General features: G+C 48.6%; 20 protein-coding genes. 8 read left to right on the forward strand and 12 right to left on the reverse strand.

Annotation, left to right across the window (positions count from 1 at the left end; translation table 11 throughout):
• The first annotated feature begins 10 nt into the window (after positions 1-10).
• The 7 genes from NJR55_RS03450 to yacG are packed head-to-tail and all read left to right on the forward strand — an operon-like array spanning position 11 to position 5457.
• Complete coding sequence (locus NJR55_RS03450) at positions 11-493, forward strand: pilin (RefSeq protein ID WP_253617891.1); 483 nt, start codon at positions 11-13, stop codon at positions 491-493.
• Positions 493-1809 (forward strand): GspE/PulE family protein, encoded by a 1317-nt coding sequence (locus tag NJR55_RS03455; RefSeq protein WP_253617893.1) that lies wholly within the window; start codon positions 493-495, stop codon positions 1807-1809. Before NJR55_RS03450 ends, NJR55_RS03455 begins: the two co-directional genes overlap by 1 nt.
• Entirely contained in the window at positions 1796-2974 is a 1179-nt protein-coding gene (locus NJR55_RS03460; RefSeq protein WP_253617895.1) for a type II secretion system F family protein, read from the forward strand. The genes NJR55_RS03455 and NJR55_RS03460 overlap by 14 nt, the downstream gene beginning before the upstream one ends.
• A gap of 15 nt (positions 2975-2989) precedes the next feature.
• On the forward strand, positions 2990-3850 hold the full coding sequence (locus tag NJR55_RS03465; protein ID WP_253617897.1) for a prepilin peptidase: 861 nt from the start codon (positions 2990-2992) through the stop codon (positions 3848-3850).
• Between the two features lie 2 nt (positions 3851-3852).
• Positions 3853-4461 carry a dephospho-CoA kinase gene (gene coaE, locus NJR55_RS03470; protein ID WP_253617899.1) on the forward strand — a complete coding sequence of 203 codons (609 nt, stop codon included), beginning with the start codon at positions 3853-3855 and terminating at the stop codon, positions 4459-4461.
• 40 nt (positions 4462-4501) lie between these two features.
• Positions 4502-5266, forward strand: coding sequence for a cell division protein ZapD (zapD, locus tag NJR55_RS03475; RefSeq protein ID WP_253617901.1), 765 nt, complete (start codon positions 4502-4504; stop codon positions 5264-5266).
• The gene (yacG, locus tag NJR55_RS03480; protein WP_253617903.1) at positions 5263-5457 is read left to right on the forward strand and encodes a DNA gyrase inhibitor YacG; all 195 of its coding nucleotides are present in this window, start codon (positions 5263-5265) and stop codon (positions 5455-5457) included. The genes zapD and yacG overlap by 4 nt, the downstream gene beginning before the upstream one ends.
• 35 nt (positions 5458-5492) lie before the next feature.
• Here yacG and mutT read toward each other — a convergent pair whose 3' ends face one another.
• The 3 genes from mutT to NJR55_RS03495 form a co-directional block, all read right to left on the reverse strand.
• Complete coding sequence (gene mutT / locus NJR55_RS03485; RefSeq protein ID WP_253617905.1) at positions 5493-5909, reverse strand: 8-oxo-dGTP diphosphatase MutT; 417 nt, start codon at positions 5907-5909, stop codon at positions 5493-5495.
• 6 nt (positions 5910-5915) lie between these two features.
• Entirely contained in the window at positions 5916-8633 is a 2718-nt protein-coding gene (secA, locus tag NJR55_RS03490) for a preprotein translocase subunit SecA (RefSeq protein ID WP_253617907.1), read from the reverse strand.
• An 82-nt stretch (positions 8634-8715) separates the two neighbouring features.
• Complete coding sequence (locus NJR55_RS03495; protein WP_253617909.1) at positions 8716-9648, reverse strand: M23 family metallopeptidase; 933 nt, start codon at positions 9646-9648, stop codon at positions 8716-8718.
• Positions 9649-9682: 34 nt separating this feature from the next.
• Between NJR55_RS03495 and NJR55_RS03500 the strand changes: the two genes are divergently transcribed.
• Positions 9683-10141, forward strand: coding sequence for a DUF721 domain-containing protein (locus NJR55_RS03500; RefSeq protein ID WP_011233704.1), 459 nt, complete (start codon positions 9683-9685; stop codon positions 10139-10141).
• On the opposite strand, the gene lpxC is transcribed toward NJR55_RS03500, so the two are convergent.
• From lpxC to murD, 9 genes are all read right to left on the reverse strand, one after another.
• Positions 10138-11058, reverse strand: a complete 921-nt coding sequence (gene lpxC, locus NJR55_RS03505) for a UDP-3-O-acyl-N-acetylglucosamine deacetylase (RefSeq protein ID WP_011233703.1) — start codon at positions 11056-11058, stop codon at positions 10138-10140. The genes NJR55_RS03500 and lpxC overlap by 4 nt on opposite strands.
• Positions 11059-11182: 124 nt before the next feature.
• Positions 11183-12382, reverse strand: coding sequence for a cell division protein FtsZ (gene ftsZ, locus NJR55_RS03510; RefSeq protein ID WP_011233702.1), 1200 nt, complete (start codon positions 12380-12382; stop codon positions 11183-11185).
• Positions 12383-12421: 39 nt separating this feature from the next.
• Positions 12422-13654, reverse strand: a complete 1233-nt coding sequence (gene ftsA / locus NJR55_RS03515; protein ID WP_016341267.1) for a cell division protein FtsA — start codon at positions 13652-13654, stop codon at positions 12422-12424.
• 6 nt (positions 13655-13660) lie between these two features.
• The gene (locus NJR55_RS03520) at positions 13661-14407 is read right to left on the reverse strand and encodes a cell division protein FtsQ/DivIB (RefSeq protein WP_253617910.1); all 747 of its coding nucleotides are present in this window, start codon (positions 14405-14407) and stop codon (positions 13661-13663) included.
• Between the two features lie 2 nt (positions 14408-14409).
• The gene (locus NJR55_RS03525) at positions 14410-15339 is read right to left on the reverse strand and encodes a D-alanine--D-alanine ligase (protein ID WP_253617912.1); all 930 of its coding nucleotides are present in this window, start codon (positions 15337-15339) and stop codon (positions 14410-14412) included.
• A complete protein-coding gene (gene murC / locus NJR55_RS03530; RefSeq protein ID WP_253617913.1) occupies positions 15329-16801 on the reverse strand; it encodes a UDP-N-acetylmuramate--L-alanine ligase in 1473 nt (490 codons plus the stop codon). The genes NJR55_RS03525 and murC overlap by 11 nt, the downstream gene beginning before the upstream one ends.
• The gene (gene murG / locus NJR55_RS03535; protein WP_253617915.1) at positions 16794-17882 is read right to left on the reverse strand and encodes an undecaprenyldiphospho-muramoylpentapeptide beta-N-acetylglucosaminyltransferase; all 1089 of its coding nucleotides are present in this window, start codon (positions 17880-17882) and stop codon (positions 16794-16796) included. Before murG ends, murC begins: the two co-directional genes overlap by 8 nt.
• On the reverse strand, positions 17879-19108 hold the full coding sequence (ftsW, locus tag NJR55_RS03540) for a cell division protein FtsW (RefSeq protein WP_253617916.1): 1230 nt from the start codon (positions 19106-19108) through the stop codon (positions 17879-17881). Before ftsW ends, murG begins: the two co-directional genes overlap by 4 nt.
• Positions 19092-20483: a UDP-N-acetylmuramoyl-L-alanine--D-glutamate ligase gene (murD, locus tag NJR55_RS03545; protein WP_253617918.1), complete on the reverse strand. Its 1392-nt coding sequence runs from the start codon at positions 20481-20483 to the stop codon at positions 19092-19094. Before murD ends, ftsW begins: the two co-directional genes overlap by 17 nt.
• Between the last annotated feature and the right edge of the window lie 6 nt (positions 20484-20489).

Below are 20489 nucleotides of genomic sequence, written 5' to 3' on the forward strand. Positions count from 1 at the left end.
GAGCTGAATTATGCAGGAAGCACATTTTCACCATTTACCCGTTCTTCGTTTTCCAGGTAAGGGTTTTAGTCTTATCGAGATGATGGTCGTGGTGGCCATCATTGCCATCCTCTCGGCTATTGCCGTTCCGTCGTACACCTATTACACCCAGCAGGCCAAAGTTAGTAAAGCTTTAGCCCATGCCCAGCCGTTACAGTTGGGTATCGCTTTATGCTGGCAAATTGAAGGGCAGTTAAACCAGTGCAATCAGGCCGGAAATAAAGGCATCCCCGGTTTACCATCACCTCTACCCGATGAACTCAGCGAGCTCAGTCTGACCGAATCAGCCGCGGTGCGCTTAACTCTTAACTCGGTCAATATTAACAATCAGCCACTGCAGATTGAACTGACACCCAACGCCACGAATACTTATTTAGACTGGAATATTGCCTGTTCCGATTACAACGAAATGCGCTCAGTGGTGCAAAACTGTGAACGACAGGTAAGCTACTGATGACCAGCGTCGCCTCTTGTTCACTTCGCCACCTGTCCGGGCCGACGAGTTCGTCGGAAAATGAGCACGATCCTTTTTTGCAACAACATGGTTTGCTGTTTTTTGCTCAGGGAGAAACGTGGCTCATGTTAGTACAACAACCCGGGTTTGCGCCGGTCGACGGGGTATTACTGAGCTTTTACAGCGATAAAAAAGTATTGCTCATTCGTGGCAAAGGCAGGCTACCCGGTATTCAACTGCCTAAAGACTCAGCTATAGAGTACGTTGACCAGCTACTGTTGTACTGCGCAGAAAAAGGGCTCTCCGATCTGCATCTGCAACCTCTGAACCAAGGTGTTATTGTCAGAGGCAGGGAAGCTGGCCAGCTGCGCCGTTTAGATTTTATAGCGCGAGAGTTTGCTCAACAGGTTTATTCGCGTATTAAAGTACAGGCCAACCTTGATTTAACCGAGCAACGCCAACCGCAGGACGGCCGCTTGTCGATGCAGTCTGGTAATAACACGCAACTGGAATTCAGGTTAAACTGCTGTCCGGTTATCGGTGGAGAAAAGTTGGTGCTGCGATGTTTACAGCCAACTCACAACATTACCCCCTTACAGCAAACCGGCCTGCTGGAAGAACAGTACGGTTGGTTTGCCCGCTGTTTAAGTCAGACGCAGGGGTTAATTCTGGTGACAGGCCCTACAGGTAGCGGCAAAACTTCAACTTTGTACAGTGCAATGAGCCAGCTGGATACTGAGCGCAGCAATGTTTGCAGTGTCGAAGACCCGGTTGAGGTCCCGCTGCAGGGTTGCAGTCAGGTGATGGTCAATACGCGCCAGGGGCTGACCTTCGCATCAATTCTTCGCGCCCTCCTCCGACAAGACCCCGATGTTATCCTTATCGGCGAAATCCGCGATGCAGAGACCGCCAAAATTGCAGTGCAGGCAGCGCAAACGGGTCATTTAGTTCTGAGCTCATTGCATACCAACAACTGCCTGGACAGTTTAAAACGCTTGCAATCTCTGGGCGTTAACCCGCTGGATATTCGCAGCTCATTAAAGCTTATTGTCAGCCAACGTTTGCTGCCAGTAGCCGAGAAGAGCTACCACCAGACAGAGAAAAACCGTCAGGCGGTGTTTGAGGTTGTGCCCTGGCTGGATGACTCTGAAGAGCTAGTTGAGAAATTAATCAACTCCCAAGCCTCCATTAAAGATTTGCGTAACTACCTGAACCAACTCAAGCTTCCGGATTTTTCACAGGCGCTACAGCATTATATCGATAGCGGTTTGATTAGCCGTGCAGAGAGGGAGCGTTTCAGTTATGAAGACGCTTAATTACTGCTGGCAGTGGCAGGCTGATAATACGTCCGGGCTGGTTCATGCAGACTCACTTTTGCAGGCTAAACAATTGCTATCGCAACATCATATCCGTTGTACAAAAATAAAACGCCTATCGAAGCGTCAAAGAAAGCTTAATAAACCTAAATTATCGCTCTGGTATATTCTACTGCAACAAACCGCCAGTCTACTGGAGAGTGGCCTGCCGCTTTCAGAAGCTCTGCGACACAGTATTTGTGAAACTAAGTCCAGAAGCCTGCGCTGGTTAATTGAAGATTGTATTCGCAGCATTGAGCACGGCTTCTCTTTTAGTCGAGCACTAACTTATTATGAAAGCTGGTTACCCAAAGCTGACATTAACGCCATAGCCTGGGCGGAACAAAACGGACAGCTCGCCGATGCGTTACAGCAGTTACAAGAACTGGAAAAACGCCAGCTTCAACTGAAAAAGAAATTAACCAAAGCGCTGCGTTATCCCGTCATTGTATTAATAGTGGCTGCAAGTGTTTGCTTCATAATGATGGGCTGGGTTTTGCCGGCTTTTGCTCAGCTTTTTGGCGAAGGTGAGCTACCCTGGCTGACTGCCGTTTTACTGAACTCATCAGCATTTTTGAAAGAGCAGGCATTTGTCATTTTAAGTGCGATATTAGCTGCGACAGTTATTCTTTTTGCCGTTAAAAACAAAGCTCCCTTGTTCTTCCAACGAACACTCGCGCAATTACCCGTTATTGGCCAGTTGCTACAGGATATTAAGCTACAGCAGCTGTTTCACCGGCTGGCGGTAGCTTTGCGGGCTGGTATTGAAACCCGACAAGCTATTCTCAGCACCGAATCGTCCCTGAACTGGTTGCCCCATAAAGCAGCCTTACATCAAATTCATCAGCAACTCGAGTCTGGTAACGGTTGGGTAGACAGCTTCCGCTCCAGTACGCTAAATGAACCTCGCACTCTCAGTTTTCTTAAAGTTGGCGAACAAAATGGTAAAATTGATAACGCCTTTGCCGCACTTGCCAATTTCAGGCAACAACGATTTGAACAAAACTGTGAACGCCTGATTGCTCTGGCAGAGCCCTTGCTGATGGTCGTTTTAGGCGGCATTATAGGCACTCTTTTGGTCGCTATGTATTTACCGCTGTTTTCTATGGGGCAGCAGTTTCAATAACTAAGGAATAGAAGTATGGAATACTTGCTTGCTGCCGGGTCAGTACCGACATTGGTGGTCGCGCTAGTGCTGGGCGCCGTTATCGGTAGCTTCCTGAACGTAGTGATCACCCGACTGCCAATACAGCTGGAACGCCAATGGCAGCGTGAATGTGCCGAAATGAACGGCACTCCAGTAACCGAACAGGACCGTTTTTCCATCGCGTTTCCGGGTTCACATTGCCCTGAATGCAAGGCCTCTATTGCATGGTACGATAATATTCCGCTGTTGAGCTATCTGGTTTTGCGCGCTCGCTGCCGCCATTGTCAAACTCACATTCCGGTTACTTACTGGCTAGTTGAAATTATCAGTTGCCTGGTGTTCGGCATAATAAGCTGGCATTTCGGCTTCACCCTACCGGCGTTGGTGTATGTTACGGCCTTTTCGTTATTAATTTGCCTGTTCGTTATCGACTGGCGTCATCAGTTACTGCCCGATCAGCTCACTTACCCTTTACTCTGGGTGGCTTTGCTCTGGTCCATCTCTGACTTAAGTGACATGACTCCGGCCTCCGCAATTATTGGCGCCACAGCGGGTTATCTTAGCCTTTGGAGCGTGTTTTGGGCCTATAAGCTTATCACCGGCAAAGAAGGTATGGGCTATGGTGACTTTAAACTGCTGGCAGCTATCACAGCTTTTACCGGCGCGACTCTGTTGCCGGTCACAATTCTTGCCAGCTCGGTTTGCGGAGCCGTAATAGGCCTGATTATGTTACGCCGGCAAAGCCGCTCGCAACCCATACCTTTTGGGCCTTTTCTAATCGGCGGAGGCCTGCTTAGCTACTTCTATGGCATGGAGCTGTTGTTCAGCTACTGGCATTGGCTAGGAGGCGTTTGAAAATGACCTATGTAGTTGGCGTAACCGGCGGTATCGGTAGCGGAAAGTCAGCAGCCACAGCTGAGTTTGAAAAACTGGGCATAACCGTGGTCGATGCCGATATTGTGGCCCGCCAGGTTGTTATGCCGGGCACCCCCTGCCTGCGAGCAATTGCAGAGCATTTTGGTAGGGACCTGTTAACAGACAAAGGGGAGCTTGACCGCAAAGCTCTACGCCAAAAAATATTCTCTGACCCCGCAGAAAAAGACTGGTTGAACAGCTTGTTGCACCCGGCCATACGCGAGGAAATTCTGGCTCAACTGGAACAGGCCTGTTCGCCCTATGTGATTTTATCAGCGCCGTTATTGCTGGAAAATAATTTGGATAAGTACTGCCAGCGCGTATTGGTGGTGGATGTTTCAGAAGAATTACAATTACAAAGAACGATTCGGCGAGACGAGAGTCCAAAAGAGGAAGTTGAGGCTATTATGAAAGCTCAGTTGAGTCGTGATGCACGACTTCTCAAAGCGGACGATATTCTGAATAACGAGGGCAGTATCGGCGAATTACGTCAGCAGGTTAACCAACTGCATCAGCGCTATCTTTCGGCAACCGTTGCACAGGAAGAGTAATCCGCTATCATAGAAACAGAGTTCAACAATCGGCAATCGCATGACATCTACTGATAACGACAACATTCTCTATGAATATCCGCTTCAGGAGCGTATGCGAACTTATTTGCGGTTAGAGCATGGTTTTGAGCAGCTAAAAGCCAGCCAAACCTGTTTTGACAAGCAGGCTGAACCCTTTTTTAACGCCCTGTTTGCCGTTACTGAGTTGCTTGAACGCTGTGACATCCGCACCGAACTGACGAAAGATTTAGAACTCGACAAACAACGTTTACAAAAATGGGAAGAACATCCCGACGTAGACCGCGATGCATTGCGAAGAACCATTAATGAAATTGCGCATTGTCTCAACACGCTACAGGATATTCCAAAGTACTTACGCCAGCTCAAAGATGATGCCCTGCTGACGAGTATACGCCAACGGTTCAGCCAGCCTGGCATGAGCGGCTTATTTGAATTACCGCAACTACATTTATGGTTAAGCCAGTCTGCTGAAGAAAAGCAACAACAATGTGAACGCTGGAGTCAGACACTGGCTTTTGTCGAACTGGCAATTACCTTAAAACTGACATTATTACGCGAGCAATCCGTTTTCGCGCCAATACAATTGCAAAATGGATTCCTGCAGGAAAGTTCAGAGCAGTTACTAGCTATGCTGCGAATTAAAGTCCCCCGCTCGGCCAAGATTTATCCGGTCATCAGTGGGCATCGGCAACGATTTACGGTACGATTCATGCCCTTACCCGGGGAGAGCAAAGAGGCATCCCTGCACGATATTGAATTTGAACTCGCAAGGTGTAGTCCATGAGTATAAGTGTTAACTGCCCAACCTGTCAGGCTAAAGTAGAATGGTCAGATAAATCCCCTGCCAGACCTTTTTGCAGTGAACGGTGTAAACTGATTGATTTAGGTGAGTGGGCAAACGAAGAAAAAAGCATCCCGGGCGAGCCCGTTGTCATAGCTAACGACGACTATAACAACGACGAACAGGACTATTAGTTCAGGTAGTAGCCTTTAGAGTCTGAGTTGCTGCATTAATAAGCGTTCAATGACTGCATAATGCATTCGACAATGGGTTGATTAGCTTCCGGAAACTGGAATGCATCCAGTTGGTTTTTATCAACCCAACACCAATCCTGACCTTCTAACTGACGCGCTTCACCGCTGTAAGCAAGCACCCACCAGACATCGAGTAAAACGCGTTTATCTTTGTACTGATGCTCTATGACGGTTAACGGCGCCATATCGGTCACATCAATACCGCACTCTTCTTTTAGCTCGCGCTGCAATGCTTGTTGAACATTCTCGCCAGCTTCGACTTTACCACCGGGGAATTCCCACTTACCACCCTGATGTTGTTCAGGATGACGTTGGGCGATAAAAATTTCGCCCTTCTCATTTTCAATCACGCCGACTGCCACATGGACAGCAGGCGATTTTTGGGTTTCCATAAAAACCTATAGTTTACCGTGACAATGTTTGTATTTTTTACCTGACCCACAAGGACATGGTTCGTTACGACCCACTTTTGCACCTTTACGAACCGGTTGCCCCTGAGCATTATCAGAGCTTTTCTGAGGCTCTTCAGCCGCCGGGCCACTTTGTTCATGACGGAACTCACGAGGTGCGCTATCGGCAGCTTTACGTTGCTCGTCTACTGCATCGACATCTTCCTGAGCACGTACTTTCACCTTGCTCAGAATAGTCACAACGTCTAGCTTCAGGGCTTCCAGCATCTCGGTAAAGAGCTCAAAGGCCTCTTTTTTGTACTCTTGTTTCGGGTTCTTCTGAGCATAACCACGCAGGTGAATACCCTGACGCAGATGATCCATTGCCGCTAAGTGTTCTTTCCAGTGCTGATCAAGGCTTTGCAACATGATGGATTTTTCGAAGCGGCGCAGTACTTCTGGCCCCACCATCTCTTCTTTTTCCTGATAAGCTTTAACCAGCTCTTCCAGTACTCGCTCCCGCAACACTTCCTCATGGAAATGATCTTCTTCGTCCAGCCATTGCTGTAATGGCAGCTCGATGTGGAAATCGCCACGCAGACGCTCTTCCAAACCCTTTAAGTCCCAGAGCTCAGCCAGAGACTGCGGCGGAACGTACTCGCTGATCACTGAATTGATCACGTCTTCACGTATCGCAACGATGGTTTCAGAGATATCACCTTCGTCCAGCAATTCATTACGCTGGTCATAGACAACACTACGCTGATCGTTGGCTACATCGTCATACTCAAGCAATTGTTTACGTACGTCGAAGTTACGTCCTTCCACCTTACGTTGCGCATTTTCAATAGCTCGCGTTACCCAGGGGTGTTCAATGGCTTCGCCTTCTTTCATCCCCAGACGCTTCATCATAGTGCCAATACGGTCTGAAGCGAAAATCCGCATAAGTGGATCTTCCAGCGACAGATAGAAACGCGATGAACCAGGGTCACCCTGACGACCGGCACGACCCCGTAACTGGTTGTCAATACGGCGCGACTCATGGCGTTCTGTACCAATAATGTGCAATCCGCCGGCTTCAATCACGGCGTCATGCAGTTTTCGCCAGTCTTGCTTTATTTTCTCAATTTTGTCGTTAGATGGCTCTTCCAGCTTTTCAACTTCTGCCATCCAGCTTCCGCCCAGAACAATATCGGTACCACGACCGGCCATGTTGGTCGCAATGGTCACAGTTCCCGGACGGCCTGCCTGAGCAATAATGTCGGCTTCGTGTTCGTGGAATTTAGCGTTCAGTACCGCATGAGGAATTTTCTTTTTCTTCAGCAGCTGTGACAAAAGCTCAGAGTTTTCAATAGAGACCGTACCCACCAACACCGGACGCTTCTGCTTACGACACTCTTCAATGTCCTCAGCTATAGCTTCATATTTTTCCAGTGTGGTCAGATAAATCAGGTCGGCTCTGTCATCACGAACCATTGGTTTATTGGTTGGCAGTACAATGGTCTCCAGACCATAAATAGACTGGAACTCGAAGGCTTCAGTATCGGCTGTACCGGTCATACCGGCTAGCTTGTTGTATAGACGGAAATAATTCTGGAAGGTAATAGATGCCAGAGTTTGGTTTTCATTCTGAATTGGCACACCTTCTTTGGCTTCTACCGCCTGATGCAGACCTTCAGACCAACGACGGCCTTCCATTGTACGTCCGGTGTGTTCATCAACAATGACAACTTTGTCGTCTTTGATGATGTAATCGACATCTTTTTGAAACAGATGATGAGCACGTAAAGCAGCATTGATATGGTGCAGTAAACTGATATTAGCGGCTGAGTATAGCGAATCATCCGCGTCCAGCATGCCTTTCTCTTTCAGTAGCTCTTCAATGTGTTCCTGACCGTGTTCAGTAAGATGCAGCTGCTTGGCTTTTTCATCAATGGTAAAATCACCGTCGCCTAGTTCTTCTTCAGTGTCTTCTTTTTCCTGACGAACCAAATGTGGAACCAGCTCATTCATTTTACGGTACATTTCTGAACTGTCTTCGGCCGGACCGGAAATAATAAGAGGTGTACGGGCTTCATCAATCAGAATTGAGTCGACTTCATCGACCAGAGCGTAGTTTAATTCGCGCTGAACTCTGTCCTGTGGCGCAAAAGCCATATTATCGCGCAGGTAATCAAAACCAAACTCGTTATTGGTACCGTAAGTAATGTCGGCCTGATAAGCCGCTTTTTTGTCTTCAGGCGCCATACCCGGAATGTTGAACGCGACGGTCAACCCAAGGAAATCGAATAATGGTTGGTTGAATTCAGCGTCACGTTTGGCCAGATAATCGTTCACCGTAATAATATGAACGCCTTTACCCGGTAACGCATTCAAATAAGCAGGCAAGGTCGCTGTCAGCGTTTTACCTTCCCCCGTTTTCATTTCTGCAATGCGGTTATCGTTCAGTACCATACCGCCAATCAGCTGTACGTCGAAGTGGCGCATCCCAAAAACACGTTTGCTGGCTTCACGAACAGTAGCAAAGGCTTCGGGTAAAATTTTCTCTATACGCTCACCATCGTTTAGACGCTTGCGAAATTCAGTGGTTTTCTCTTTTAGCTCGGCATCACTTAACGCTTCAAACTCGGGTTCCAGCAAATTAATTCGCTCAACGTCTTTCTTCATAGTTTTGAGAATGCGATCGTTGCGACTACCAAATACTTTTCGAAACAGACTGCCTAGCATGAGATTGATTTATCCTGTGTTACTTTCCTGAACAACAAAAGCGGTACCTAAAGTACCGCCTACGTTCTAATTAATTACCGAGTTATTTTGAGTCAGCTTTACGATACACAAACTGATTAGGGTCAATTTGACGGCCATTACGCAAAACTTCGTAATGAACATGTGGTCCAGTCGACCGGCCACTGCTGCCCATTTTCGCAATTTGCTGACCGCGGGTAACAACATCCCCTACTGAAACTGTTAACTCGTCGTTATGACCATAACGGGTTTTTAAGCCACCACCGTGGTCAATTTCGACTAAGGTGCCGTAACCGTATCTGTCGCCGGCCCAGGTGACAACACCGGCTCCGGTAGCAATAACCTTAACGTCTTCGTTATAACTGGCAAAATCTAACCCTTTATGCATAGCGGGTGTGCCATTGAAAGGGTCCTTACGAACTCCATATTGCGAAGACAACCAACCATCTGAAATTGGACGGCCTGCAATATACGCGTCATTATTAAGTTGGTGATTCATCATCACAGATTCAAGTAGCGATAGCTGTTTTTGTTTGTCAGAGATCTGCGACAACATATCTTCAATTTCAGTGAGGACATCCGTACCAGAGCTGTGAGGAAGTTCAGCAACTTCTAGTTCCGGCCCACCAATGGGAAGTTCCTGATTAAAGTTAAACTCACCATTGTCGAGATTAGCGACACCAGCTAAACGCTCACCTAAGGCGTCCAGACGACGCATTTGAGCTCTTAACTCGCCCAGATAAATGGTCATAGCACCCAGACGCTTTTGAGTATCTTCTTTTAACTCTTTTAGTGCCTGCTCTTGTAACACAAGCTTTTTCTGCTCTTCCGTGATTTTATTCTGCGCCACCGCAGGGTCGATACCCTGATACTGCCATGGCTGCCAGGTAGCAAGGCCAATAAAGGCTGCAATACCGACAAAGGAAAAAAATCGACGTCGACTTAACCGAATACGAAAACGTATTTTGGAGCCTCGATAAAAGACTGATAAACTCATTCGAACTCTCTTAATATTTGCCTACTACGCAACTATGTCACGACATCCGAAAACACCATCAGAATGGCTTCGTTCAGGTCAAAAAACCTTGTCGTCAACATTACGACATTATGCACAGTTTGCCGCCCAACTTTCGCATTGGCAACAATTGTTTCAACAATGCGTTGATAAAAATACCAGTCAACACTGCCAATTGCTGAATATCCGCGATGGTCAAATGATCATTCAGGTGGATAACGGTAGCTGGGCAACCAGGCTAAAACTTCAGCAAGCGGCCATTATAACGCATTTTCGCCACAATGCGACGGTCCCGGTACAGAGCCTTTCAATTAAGGTGTCTCCGTCAATGAACAGTTTTGAGAAAAGTATTAAAAATCAGAAAGGTTCGAGCAGCGCAGAGCGCCTGCTGACAATGGCTGAGGGGTGCGATGAGCCGTTGAAGTCGGAATTAAAAGCGTTGGCGGCAAAGTTTACCGCCAACGATAAAGATTAAGCTGTCGTTGTTGCTGGTGACCAGAAAGCGATAGGCGCAGTAGCCTGCTCTTCGTCAAAGGTCACAAACTCCCATGCTGACTGTTGCGCTAACAATGCCTGTAATAGCTGATTATTCAGCGCATGCCCTGACTTGTAAGCACGCAGATGGCCTAAAATACTGTGGCCACCCATGTACAAATCACCAATAGCGTCCAACATTTTGTGTTTTACGAATTCGTCATCGTAACGTAAGCCGTCACTATTCAGAATGCGGAATTCGTCCAGCACCACGGCGTTATCAAAACTGCCGCCTAATGCCAGATTGTTTTCCCGTAAATACTCAATGTCTTTCATAAAGCCAAAGGTACGGGCACGACTAATTTCTTTGATAAAAGCATTCGCGCTAAAATCGATACTAACGGTCTGCCCTGTGTCTGCGATAGCCGGGTGTTCAAAGTCGATAGCAAAGTCGATACGGAAACCATCGTGGGGTAGCAGTTCCGCCCACTTATCACCGTCTTCGACACGTACCGGCTGTTTGATCCGGATGAACTTCTTCGCTGCTGACTGCTCTTCAATGCCCGCGCTTTGTAGCAGGTAAACAAACGGGTGCGAGCTGCCGTCCATAATTGGAATTTCATGCGAATCGACTTCGATAATCGCATTATCAATTCCAACGCCGGCCAGCGCAGCGAGCAAATGCTCGACGGTAGAAACGCGAACGTTTTCCTCATTGATAAGACAGGTACACAGCTGCGTATCACGCACCCAGTCGGCCCGTGCTGGAATATCCACCACAGGATCAAGGTCCACACGACGGAATATCAAACCGGTATTAGCCGGCGCAGGGCGTAAAGTAAGGTTTACTTTATTGCCTTTGTGCAGCCCAACACCAGTGGTTGATATCGCTTGCTGTAATGTACGTTGCTTAATCATGGTACTTGTTCACCTACCTTTTATATTCGGTTCGCCAAGGCAAAAGCCAAAGCGGCCGCATATTATACGACATTTGTCATGGTTCGATCAAATTTTACGCATACTTATCAAGCGTTACGTCAATTTAGTCGACCTGTTTTCGCAAAAACGCCGGAATATCCAGGTAATCGAGTTCTTTATCCTGTTTAGCTTTGGCAGCGGGCTGACGTTTTGGTTCCGCTTTTGCTTCCGGTTGCAGCTCTTCCTGCTCCTCATAACGAGGTGCTGCACCGCCGCGGTCTATATCATTACTACGGTAAGCCGGTTGCGGTTCACGCTTGGCCGTTGTCTGGTTAGTATTATTCACCAAAGAGATATCGGGCTTACGTTCCGCGCCAATACCTGTCGCGACAACAGTTACGCGCAACTCATCAGACATTTCAGTATCGATAACCGTACCCACGATCACCGTTGCGTTATCTGAAGCAAAGGCTTTAACCGTATTACCGACGGTGTCCAGTTCTTCAATGCTCATGTCCATGCCGGCAGTCACGTTAATCAGAACGCCACGAGCACCAGACAAGTCGATGTCTTCCAGTAATGGGCTGTTAATGGCCATTTCCGCGGCTTCCTGCGCACGGTCTTCACCGCTGGCAACACCGGTGCCCATCATGGCAGTACCCATTTCTTTCATTACCGCGCGAACGTCAGCAAAGTCGACGTTGATAAGACCCGGGCGAGTAATCAGCTCGGCAATGCCCTGAACCGCACCCAACAATACGTTGTTTGCAGCACTAAAGGCGTCCAGCAAGCTGGTTCCACGACCCATAACCTTGAGCAACTTCTCGTTTGGTATAGTAATTAACGAGTCGACACTTTGTGCCAGTGCGTTAATGCCTTCGTCGGCTACGGCCATACGCTTTTTCCCTTCAAACGGGAAAGGCTTGGTCACAACCGCAACGGTCAGAATACCCAGTTCTTTAGCAACTTCAGCAACCACAGGTGCTGCACCGGTTCCGGTACCGCCGCCCATGCCAGCTGCAATAAAGACCATGTCGGCACCTTCTAAGTGGACTCGGATATTCTCGCGGTCCTCTTCTGCCGACTGACGACCCACTTCCGGGTTGGCGCCAGCGCCAAGACCTTTCGTGATGTCCTGCCCTAATTGAATGGTGACATCCGCCGTATGATTACGCAGAGCCTGCGCATCGGTATTGGCTGCAATAAACTGCACACCTTCAATTGATTCTTTTACCATGTGCTGGACAGCGTTTCCGCCACCACCACCGACGCCAATCACCTTAATGACGGCTTCGCTTTCATAATTGTCCATCAGTTCGAACATAATAATTCTCCCTACCTGCTTTTAACGTGCTACCCCAAGTTAAAACTCACCTTTGAACCAACTCTGCACTTTTTGCCAGAGTCCGATCACGTCAGTTTTAGAGCTTTCTTTTTGTGACACAGCGGCATCTTCCTGCCCATACCGTAACAGTCCCACCGCCGTGGCATAAACCGGATCTTCGACGTAATCCCGCAGGCCTTTCATGCCCAGAGGAACGCCGATACGAACCGGCATTTGAAAAATTTCTTCGGCAAAATCAACGCAGCCTTCCATTTTCGCGCTACCACCGGTAATCACTACACCGGCTGCTATTTGCTCATCTAACCCGCTTTGCTGGATTTCGTCCCTGACCAGCTCAAACAATTCCTGATAACGCGGCTCAACGACTTCAGCCAGCGTATGACGCGACATAACCCGCGACGGACGACCACCAACCGAAGGCACTTCAATGGTGTCTTCCATGCTGACCATTTGCCGTAACGCGCAAGCGTGCTTGGTCTTAATTTCTTCCGCGTGGTTAGTCGGCGTACGGAATATCTTGGCAATGTCACTGGTGACCTGATTGCCTGCCGCCGGAATCACCGCGGTATGGCGCAGTACACCGCCCGCATAAATACAGATATCAATGGTGCCGCCGCCTAAATCGACCAGAGCCACACCCAAATCTTTTTCATCGTCTGTCAGTACCGAGATACTGGACGCCAGAGCTGAGAAAATCAGTTTATCCACCGACAGTCCGCAACGCTCAACCGCTTTTATAATATTTTTCGCCATATCGTTGGCACAGGTAATAATGTGCACTTTCGACTCCATGCGAACACCGGACATGCCAATGGGGCTGCGAATGCTCTCTTGCGAATCAATGACATACTCCTGCGGCAGTACATGCAAAATACGACGTTCTTTTGCAATAGGCACTGACTGCGCTGCGTGAATCACGCTGTCGACATCGTCCTGAGTCACTTCAGCTTCGTTAATCGGTACCATGCCACTTTCGTTCTGACAGGAAATATGACGTCCGGAAATGTTCAGATACACCGATGCCACACGGCAGTCAGCCATAAGCTCAGCCTCATCAACAGCGCGCTGAACCGATTGCACGACCAGATTAAGGTCATTCACACCGCCTTTATCCATTCCCCGCGATGTAGCCGTGCCAACGCCAACAACACTGATCTCATTATCAGGCAATAGCTCGCCTATAAGTGCAGTCACTTTGCTGGTGCCTATATCCAGACCTACAACCATATTGTGTTCCGATGTTTTCGACATAACCGTCTAACTCTCACTTTTTGCTTCACGCCAGGCCACTGCAGCCCCGGTGTCATATCGTAAATCCACAGTATCGATTTCGTTGTTTTTACTTTTTTCGTGCTCAACGATGCTGGGAAACACATCGATAAACCGCTTAATTCTCTCTAATGTGGCTTCCCGCCCCAATTTAATTTCAATTCCCTGTGCCAGAACCACGTTGACAGCAAAGCGTTCGGTTAATCTCAACGCTCTAATCTGAAAGCCATTAACCTCCAGCATTTGCTGTACCCGGTTAAACTCCTCCCAGGTTTCCTTCACCGCGTTCTCCGGGCCGAACAACTGTGGCAAACTGCTGTCAGCTCTCGTTATATCAGCCCGGAAAACTTCCTGATGCTGATTAATGAGCCGATCACCGTTCCACATAGCAACAGGTTTGTGCTCTGTCACATAAACCGACAACTTATCCGGCCAAACCTTGCGAATAGAGACCTTTTGCACCCACGGCAACTGCTCTACCCGACGCCTTAAATCATCCACATCGGCCGTAAAAAAGCTTCCTAACGGCTCTGCTGTCAATGCCTGTCTAACCTCTTCGCTGGCGGTATAATGCAACTCGCCTTGCACACTTAGTTCAGCCAGCGGCACTTGTTGTTCGTCTGTCAGCACTTCGTTTAACTGATAGATACCAACTAATGCCCCCGCAATTGTCAGGCATAACACCACCACACCTGACCAAAAATTAACTGAGCGCAGGCGCTGTTCAGCAGCCATCGTTAGCGCTCCAGCGTTTGCGCTAAAATGCGCTCCACTAAGTCATTAAACTGTAAACCTGCAACTTTTGCGGCCATAGGTACCAGGCTTTTTTCTGTCATTCCCGGTACGGTGTTAGCCTCTAACAAAAACCACTCACCTGCGTTATTGCGCATCACATCAATGCGTCCCCAGCCACTGCCTCCTATGGCCACGAAAGCGCGTTCAGCCAACGTTCGCAAACTTGCTTCGTCATCGTCACTTAGTCCTGCAGGACAATGATACTGGGTATCATTTGCCTGATACTTGGCTTCAAAATCGTAAAACTCGTGTGGCGTTTGCAGTCGAATAACCGGTAATGCCTTACCTTCTAATATGCCAATAGTATATTCCGCACCTTCAACCCACTGTTCGACCAACAGGTCGTCGTCAAACTGTGCCGCATGCTGCAACGCTAAAGCCAGGCTTCGCCCGTTATCGGCAATGCTCATACCTATAGACGAGCCTTCACGTGCAGGTTTTACAATCACCCGGCCACCGAGCTCCTGCAACATAGCTTCCACGTTCACTTGCTCTATTTCAGCTTGCGTTACCACCCGCCAATTGGCGGTTGGCAGACCCAGTGAATGCCAAATTTGTTTACAACGCACTTTATCCATACCCAGCGCACAGCCCAGAACATCACTGCCGGTGTATGGCATTTCCAGTATTTGCAATGCACCCTGCATGCTGCCATCTTCACCGCCGCGGCCATGCAAAGCGATAAAAACGCGGTCAAACTTTTGCTCCACAAGCTCCTGCAAACTATGCGCCGCTGGATCAAATGCGTGTGCATCGATGCCTTTTGCAACCAGGCCTTTTAATACCGCCATTCCGGATTTCAAAGAAACATCGCGCTCAGCCGACGTACCGCCCAGCATGACGGCCACTTTACCAAAGGCATTAGCTTTCATGACTCAACACCTCAGTTGCAATTCGCTTGGCCAAGGCGCCAATATTTCCAGCGCCCTGCGTTAACAGCAAGTCTCCCGGAGCAAGCACCGATTCAAGAACTTCCGGCATATCATCCACGGTTGCCACATAAACAGGATCTATCTGTCCGCGCTGGCGTATGGAACGACATAATGAACGGCTATCTGCACCGCTTACCGGCGTCTCCCCGGCACTGTAAACTTCCAACATCAGTAATACGTCAACTTGTGACAGTACATTGACGAAATCTTCATATAAATCCCGGGTGCGCGAATAACGATGCGGCTGAAATGCCATTACCAAACGACGCTCAGGCCAACCTTCCCGCGCGGCCTGAATAGTGGCAGCAACTTCTGAAGGATGGTGACCATAGTCATCTACCAGCATGACCTCGCCCGGTTCTTTATTCGAGCCTTTATCTGAGATGACAAAGTTCCCGTAATGCTGAAAACGACGGCCGATACCTTCAAATTTATTCAATGCTGACTTAATGGCTTCGTCGTTAATTCCTTCATCTGTTGCTACAGCTACTGCGGCTAAAGCATTCAATACATTATGCTTGCCCGGCAGGTTCAGGCACACGTCAAGCGGTTTCAACCCTTTACGTAAAATGGTAAAGCAGCTCTCACTGGCGGTCTGTTTATAATCTATCGCTCTTACATCAGCGGCTTCACTAAAGCCGTAGGTCATTGTCTGACGCCCGAGTCGCGGTATTAAATCAGCTACGACCGGGTCATCGACACACATAACAGCTAAACCGTAAAACGGCAGGTTATGCAAAAATTCAACGTAGGTGTCCAGCAGCTTATTGAAGTCACCTTCATAGGTGTCCATATGGTCTGCTTCGATATTTGTCACTATCGCGACCATCGGTTGTAAATGCAGAAACGATGCATCGCTTTCATCGGCTTCAGCAATGAGGTACTTACTGTTACCTAAGCGAGCATTTGAACCAGCACTATTGAGCAAGCCACCAATAACAAAAGTAGGATCACGATCAGCTTCGGCAAAAATACTCGCAACCAATGACGTGGTCGTCGTTTTACCGTGTGTACCGGCTACCGCAATGCCATGGCGAAAACGCATAAGCTCGGCCAGCATCTCAGCACGACGTACCACAGGCACCCGCAGCTGGTGTGCAGCTACCAGTTCAGCGTTATCGGCTTTTATTGCACTGGATACCACAACCACACTGGCGCCGTCGATATTGTTAGCCATATGCCCCAGAACCACAGTGGCTCCGAGACAGCGCAACCGTTCGGTATTGGCGTTTTCGGCAATATCTGAGCCCGAAATCTGATAACCCTGATTTAACAGAACTTCTGCAATACCGGCCATACCCGCACCGCCGATACCAACGAAGTGTATTCGCTGTACCCGGCGCATTTCCGGGACGTTCACAATTGTAAATGGCTGTGCGTTGGTTGCGGTCATGCTAGTCATCGCTCTTTTTAAATTCCATACATTCATTCACCAGTCGTTGCGTTGCCTCTGGCATCGCACACTGGCGAGCGAAACGCGCCATTGTCCACAGTTGTTGTCTGTCATGCAATAAACGTTTTAACTGTTGTTTCAATGCGCCTTCCATTACTTCAGTTTGCGGCAATAAAACTGCCGCACCACGGCTTTCTAAAACTTTCGCATTGGCGCTTTGGTGGTCATCTACAGCATGTGGCAATGGCACCAGAATGGACGCTACGCCCATCACCGCCAACTCAGATATGGTTAATGCGCCAGCGCGACAAATGACCAAGTCAGCGTAGCTAAAAGCATCGCCCATATCTTCAATAAACTCAGTTACTTTCAGCGTTTTAAGCACTGACGCACCTAAATAAGCCTTTTCAGTTGTTGCCTCACGCTCAGCACCACATTGGTGTAAGACATTAAGCTCAACACCTTCTAATGCTTTGACGGCTTCCGGCACGGCTTCGTTCAATACCTGCGCACCTAAACTTCCACCAACCACCAATATATTCAAGACACCGTCTGCATTTGAGTTTTCTGTCTGTTCAGCCGCTTGTGCCAATAACCCCTTGCGCAGTGGATTGCCAACAACCGGATACTGCTGCCACTGCGGGAGGGCAACCGGCAGCCCCAACATAACTTTGTTTGCTCTGGGAGCTAACAACCGGGTGGTCATGCCCGGTATGGCATTTTGTTCGTGCACCACTAAGGGGATGCCCAGCAGTTTGGCGGCTAACCCCATTGGTGCGCAGACATAACCGCCAAAAGTTGCCACTACCTGTGGCTGTAGTGTTTTCAGTAAGCGTCGACACTGCAGTACGGCTTTCGCCAAAGTCAGTGGCATAAACAGCTTTCTCTTCAGCCCATGACCGCGAACCCCGGTCATGCTAATACTGTGTAAAGGGAAATTAGCTGCCGGAATAACCCGACTCTCTAATCGGCCTTCTTGCGTACCCAGCCAGTCAACTTGCCAGCCATTCTCGCGCAATTGCTCTGCTACGGCTAAAGCTGGAAAAATATGACCGCCGGTGCCGGCTGCTGCTATCAAAACTCTATTCATTCGGCACCTCCGCGCGGTGCCACTTTGCGACCCAGCATCCGACGTTCGTGGTCTATGCGTAACAACAGCCCAACGGCCAGAGCCGAGATGATCAGGCTGTTACCGCCGTAGCTCACCAGAGGCAAAGTCAGCCCCTTAGTTGGTAATGCACCGGACGCAACACCGATATTCACGAAGGCCTGGATACTGAACCAAATACCAATACCGTAAGCCAGATAACCGCCGTAACGTTGTTCCTGCATTAAACAGCGGCGCCCAATAATTAAGGCTCGCGACACCAACATTAATACGGTTGCAATAACGGCCAGCACACCGAGAAAACCCAATTCCTCGGCGACAACGGCCATAATAAAGTCGGTGTGAGCTTCTGGCAGATACTGTAATTTTTGAATGCTATTACCCAAACCGGCACCACTGAATTGCCCCTGACCAAAAGCAATAAGTGACTGCATTAACTGGTAACCGGCACCGAACGGATCTTTCTCCGGCTCCAGGAAGGTTAGCAACCGTTGCATTCGGTATGGTTCAACGATGATCAGTAAAATTAAAGCCAGTACGCAGGTAATAAACACTGCAAAAAACTGCCACAACCTCGCGCCAGCTAAAAACAGCATGGCCACAGTTGTTGCCGACAAGACAACCACCGTTCCGAAGTCCGGTTGCATTAATAAAAGCACAGCGGCGATAAACAATAGCGCCAGAGGTTTTATAAAGCCTTTAGTCGCTTCTCTAACTTCGTCTTCCCGACGGGACAAATAACTGGCCATATAAATACAGAAGAAAAGTTTAGCGACCTCTGCCGCCTGAAAAGTAATGGGTCCGACTTTTATCCAGCGTTGCGCACCGTTAACTTCATGCCCCACAACTAAAACCATCAGCAGCATAATCAACCCGAGCAATAGCAACTTGCCACTCTGTTGATTCCAGCTATTCGTAGGTACTCTTAAAGTCGCCAACATAACAGCTAAGCTAATAACAATATAAATACCGTGACGAATGGCAAAATAGAACGGATTACCCGTCAACCGTTCTGCCGTAGGTAGAGATGCGGACGTGACCATAACAAAACCAAAGGCCAGCAACGCCATTGCAACGGTAAACAGCATACGGTCGTAGAGTGGCTGACTCGCTTTTGGTTGAAACCAGTTAATCAGTTTCTGCCAGCGACTACTGACGTCAGAGGCCGGTATCTCAAGATTTAATTGTTCTTCACGCACTGTCGACATAAAGCGCCTCCACTGCATGACGGAAACTGTCGCCCCGATGCTCAAAGTTCTGAAACTGATCAAAGCTTGCACACGCAGGCGACAACAACACCATGTCGCCGGTTTGCACTAAAGATGCAGCCAGCTCCACAGCCTGCTGTAAACTTTTTACCTGCCGTGAACCGTTAAACAATTGACCAATGCGGGGGCCGTCTTCACCTATAGTTAATAGAATATCGACCCGCTCCAAAGTCGATTGCAGCTCACGAAAGTCTGCGCCTTTCCCGACTCCACCAGCTATTAGCAGTAAACGCCCGTTGATCATTGGCCTCAGGCCCTCAACCGCGGCGGCAGTAGCACCGATATTTGTGGCTTTTGAATCATTAACCCAGAGCACACCCTTGTTGTCACTGACTAACTCACAGCGATGCGCCAGGCCTTTAAACTCTTTTACCGCGCTAACCGCTGCTTCAATATCAATATCTATTGCCTGACACAAAGCCAGAGCTGCCTGCACATTCACCAGATTATGAATACCCTGAAGCTGCAATTGATCTGCCCGCAGTACGACACTGCCATCGAAAGTCACGGCAACCGGTCCACTGACACGGTCGATATTTCCAGACAGCAAGCCAAAGTGTTTGGGGTGCGAGTCGTTACCGAAAGTCATTAACTTTCCGGTAACCGGATGTGGCCAGGTATCCTGCTGCTGGCGATTCAATATCCATGTTTTGGCATGAGTAAAAATACGTTGTTTGGCTTTTACATATTCTTCCAGAGTGCAGTAGCGATCCATATGGTCGGCGCTAATATTCATAAGCGCCGCGGCTTTAAGTTTTAAGCTGGAAATTGACTCCAGCTGAAAACTGGAAAGCTCCAGTATTACAGCATCGGGCTGTTGCTCTTGCAGCAGCAACTCTAGTACTGGTACGCCGATATTTCCGGCAGCGGCCACATTCTTGCCGCATCGCTCAGCAACAAACTCGACCATGCGAGTTACTGTCGATTTTCCATTAGAACCGGTTACGGCCACTATCGGTAATTTTGATTCTTGGGCAAACAGCTCAACGTCACCAACAATCGGAATATCTGCATCACGCGCCAGAACTATTGAGTCTTCACGTAAATCGATGCCCGGACTTGCAATGATTAAGTCGGCCGCCAGGGTGTCTTCTAATTCCCAATGCCGATTAAGCAGTTCGGTATCGCCCAATATTTGTTTCGCTTCTTCCAGACCCGGAGGGTTTTCACGCGAATCAAAAACCTGAATTTGAACCTCGGCGAACTTCTTATCCTGCTGCCGTTTATGTTGCAAATAGCGCAGCACAGACACCCCGGTCTTTCCGAGACCAAGGACAACAATGTGTTTTGTGTTCTGCCAGGCTATTTTAGTCATTATTTT

It is taken from the genome of Idiomarina rhizosphaerae (genome assembly GCF_024159085.1).
Taxonomy (GTDB): domain Bacteria; phylum Pseudomonadota; class Gammaproteobacteria; order Enterobacterales; family Alteromonadaceae; genus Idiomarina; species Idiomarina rhizosphaerae.

Bases quoted from the DNA above. Each gene is read 5' to 3' on its own strand.
- murD (WP_253617918.1), bottom strand. From the start codon at position 20,483: ATGACTAAAATAGCCTGGCAGAACACAAAACACATTGTTGTCCTTGGT.
- secA (WP_253617907.1), bottom strand. From the start codon at position 8,633: ATGCTAGGCAGTCTGTTTCGAAAAGTATTTGGTAGTCGCAACGATCGC.
- NJR55_RS03455 (WP_253617893.1), top strand. From the start codon at position 493: ATGACCAGCGTCGCCTCTTGTTCACTTCGCCACCTGTCCGGGCCGACG.
- ftsZ (WP_011233702.1), bottom strand. From the start codon at position 12,382: ATGTTCGAACTGATGGACAATTATGAAAGCGAAGCCGTCATTAAGGTG.
- mutT (WP_253617905.1), bottom strand. From the start codon at position 5,909: ATGGAAACCCAAAAATCGCCTGCTGTCCATGTGGCAGTCGGCGTGATT.
- murC (WP_253617913.1), bottom strand. From the start codon at position 16,801: ATGACTAGCATGACCGCAACCAACGCACAGCCATTTACAATTGTGAAC.
- NJR55_RS03460 (WP_253617895.1), top strand. From the start codon at position 1,796: ATGAAGACGCTTAATTACTGCTGGCAGTGGCAGGCTGATAATACGTCC.
- lpxC (WP_011233703.1), bottom strand. From the start codon at position 11,058: ATGATTAAGCAACGTACATTACAGCAAGCGATATCAACCACTGGTGTT.
- NJR55_RS03450 (WP_253617891.1), top strand. From the start codon at position 11: ATGCAGGAAGCACATTTTCACCATTTACCCGTTCTTCGTTTTCCAGGT.
- NJR55_RS03495 (WP_253617909.1), bottom strand. From the start codon at position 9,648: ATGAGTTTATCAGTCTTTTATCGAGGCTCCAAAATACGTTTTCGTATT.
- NJR55_RS03520 (WP_253617910.1), bottom strand. From the start codon at position 14,407: ATGGCTGCTGAACAGCGCCTGCGCTCAGTTAATTTTTGGTCAGGTGTG.
- zapD (WP_253617901.1), top strand. From the start codon at position 4,502: ATGACATCTACTGATAACGACAACATTCTCTATGAATATCCGCTTCAG.
- NJR55_RS03525 (WP_253617912.1), bottom strand. From the start codon at position 15,339: ATGAAAGCTAATGCCTTTGGTAAAGTGGCCGTCATGCTGGGCGGTACG.
- ftsA (WP_016341267.1), bottom strand. From the start codon at position 13,654: ATGTCGAAAACATCGGAACACAATATGGTTGTAGGTCTGGATATAGGC.
- coaE (WP_253617899.1), top strand. From the start codon at position 3,853: ATGACCTATGTAGTTGGCGTAACCGGCGGTATCGGTAGCGGAAAGTCA.
- yacG (WP_253617903.1), top strand. From the start codon at position 5,263: ATGAGTATAAGTGTTAACTGCCCAACCTGTCAGGCTAAAGTAGAATGG.
- murG (WP_253617915.1), bottom strand. From the start codon at position 17,882: ATGAATAGAGTTTTGATAGCAGCAGCCGGCACCGGCGGTCATATTTTT.
- NJR55_RS03500 (WP_011233704.1), top strand. From the start codon at position 9,683: ATGTCACGACATCCGAAAACACCATCAGAATGGCTTCGTTCAGGTCAA.
- NJR55_RS03465 (WP_253617897.1), top strand. From the start codon at position 2,990: ATGGAATACTTGCTTGCTGCCGGGTCAGTACCGACATTGGTGGTCGCG.
- ftsW (WP_253617916.1), bottom strand. From the start codon at position 19,108: ATGTCGACAGTGCGTGAAGAACAATTAAATCTTGAGATACCGGCCTCT.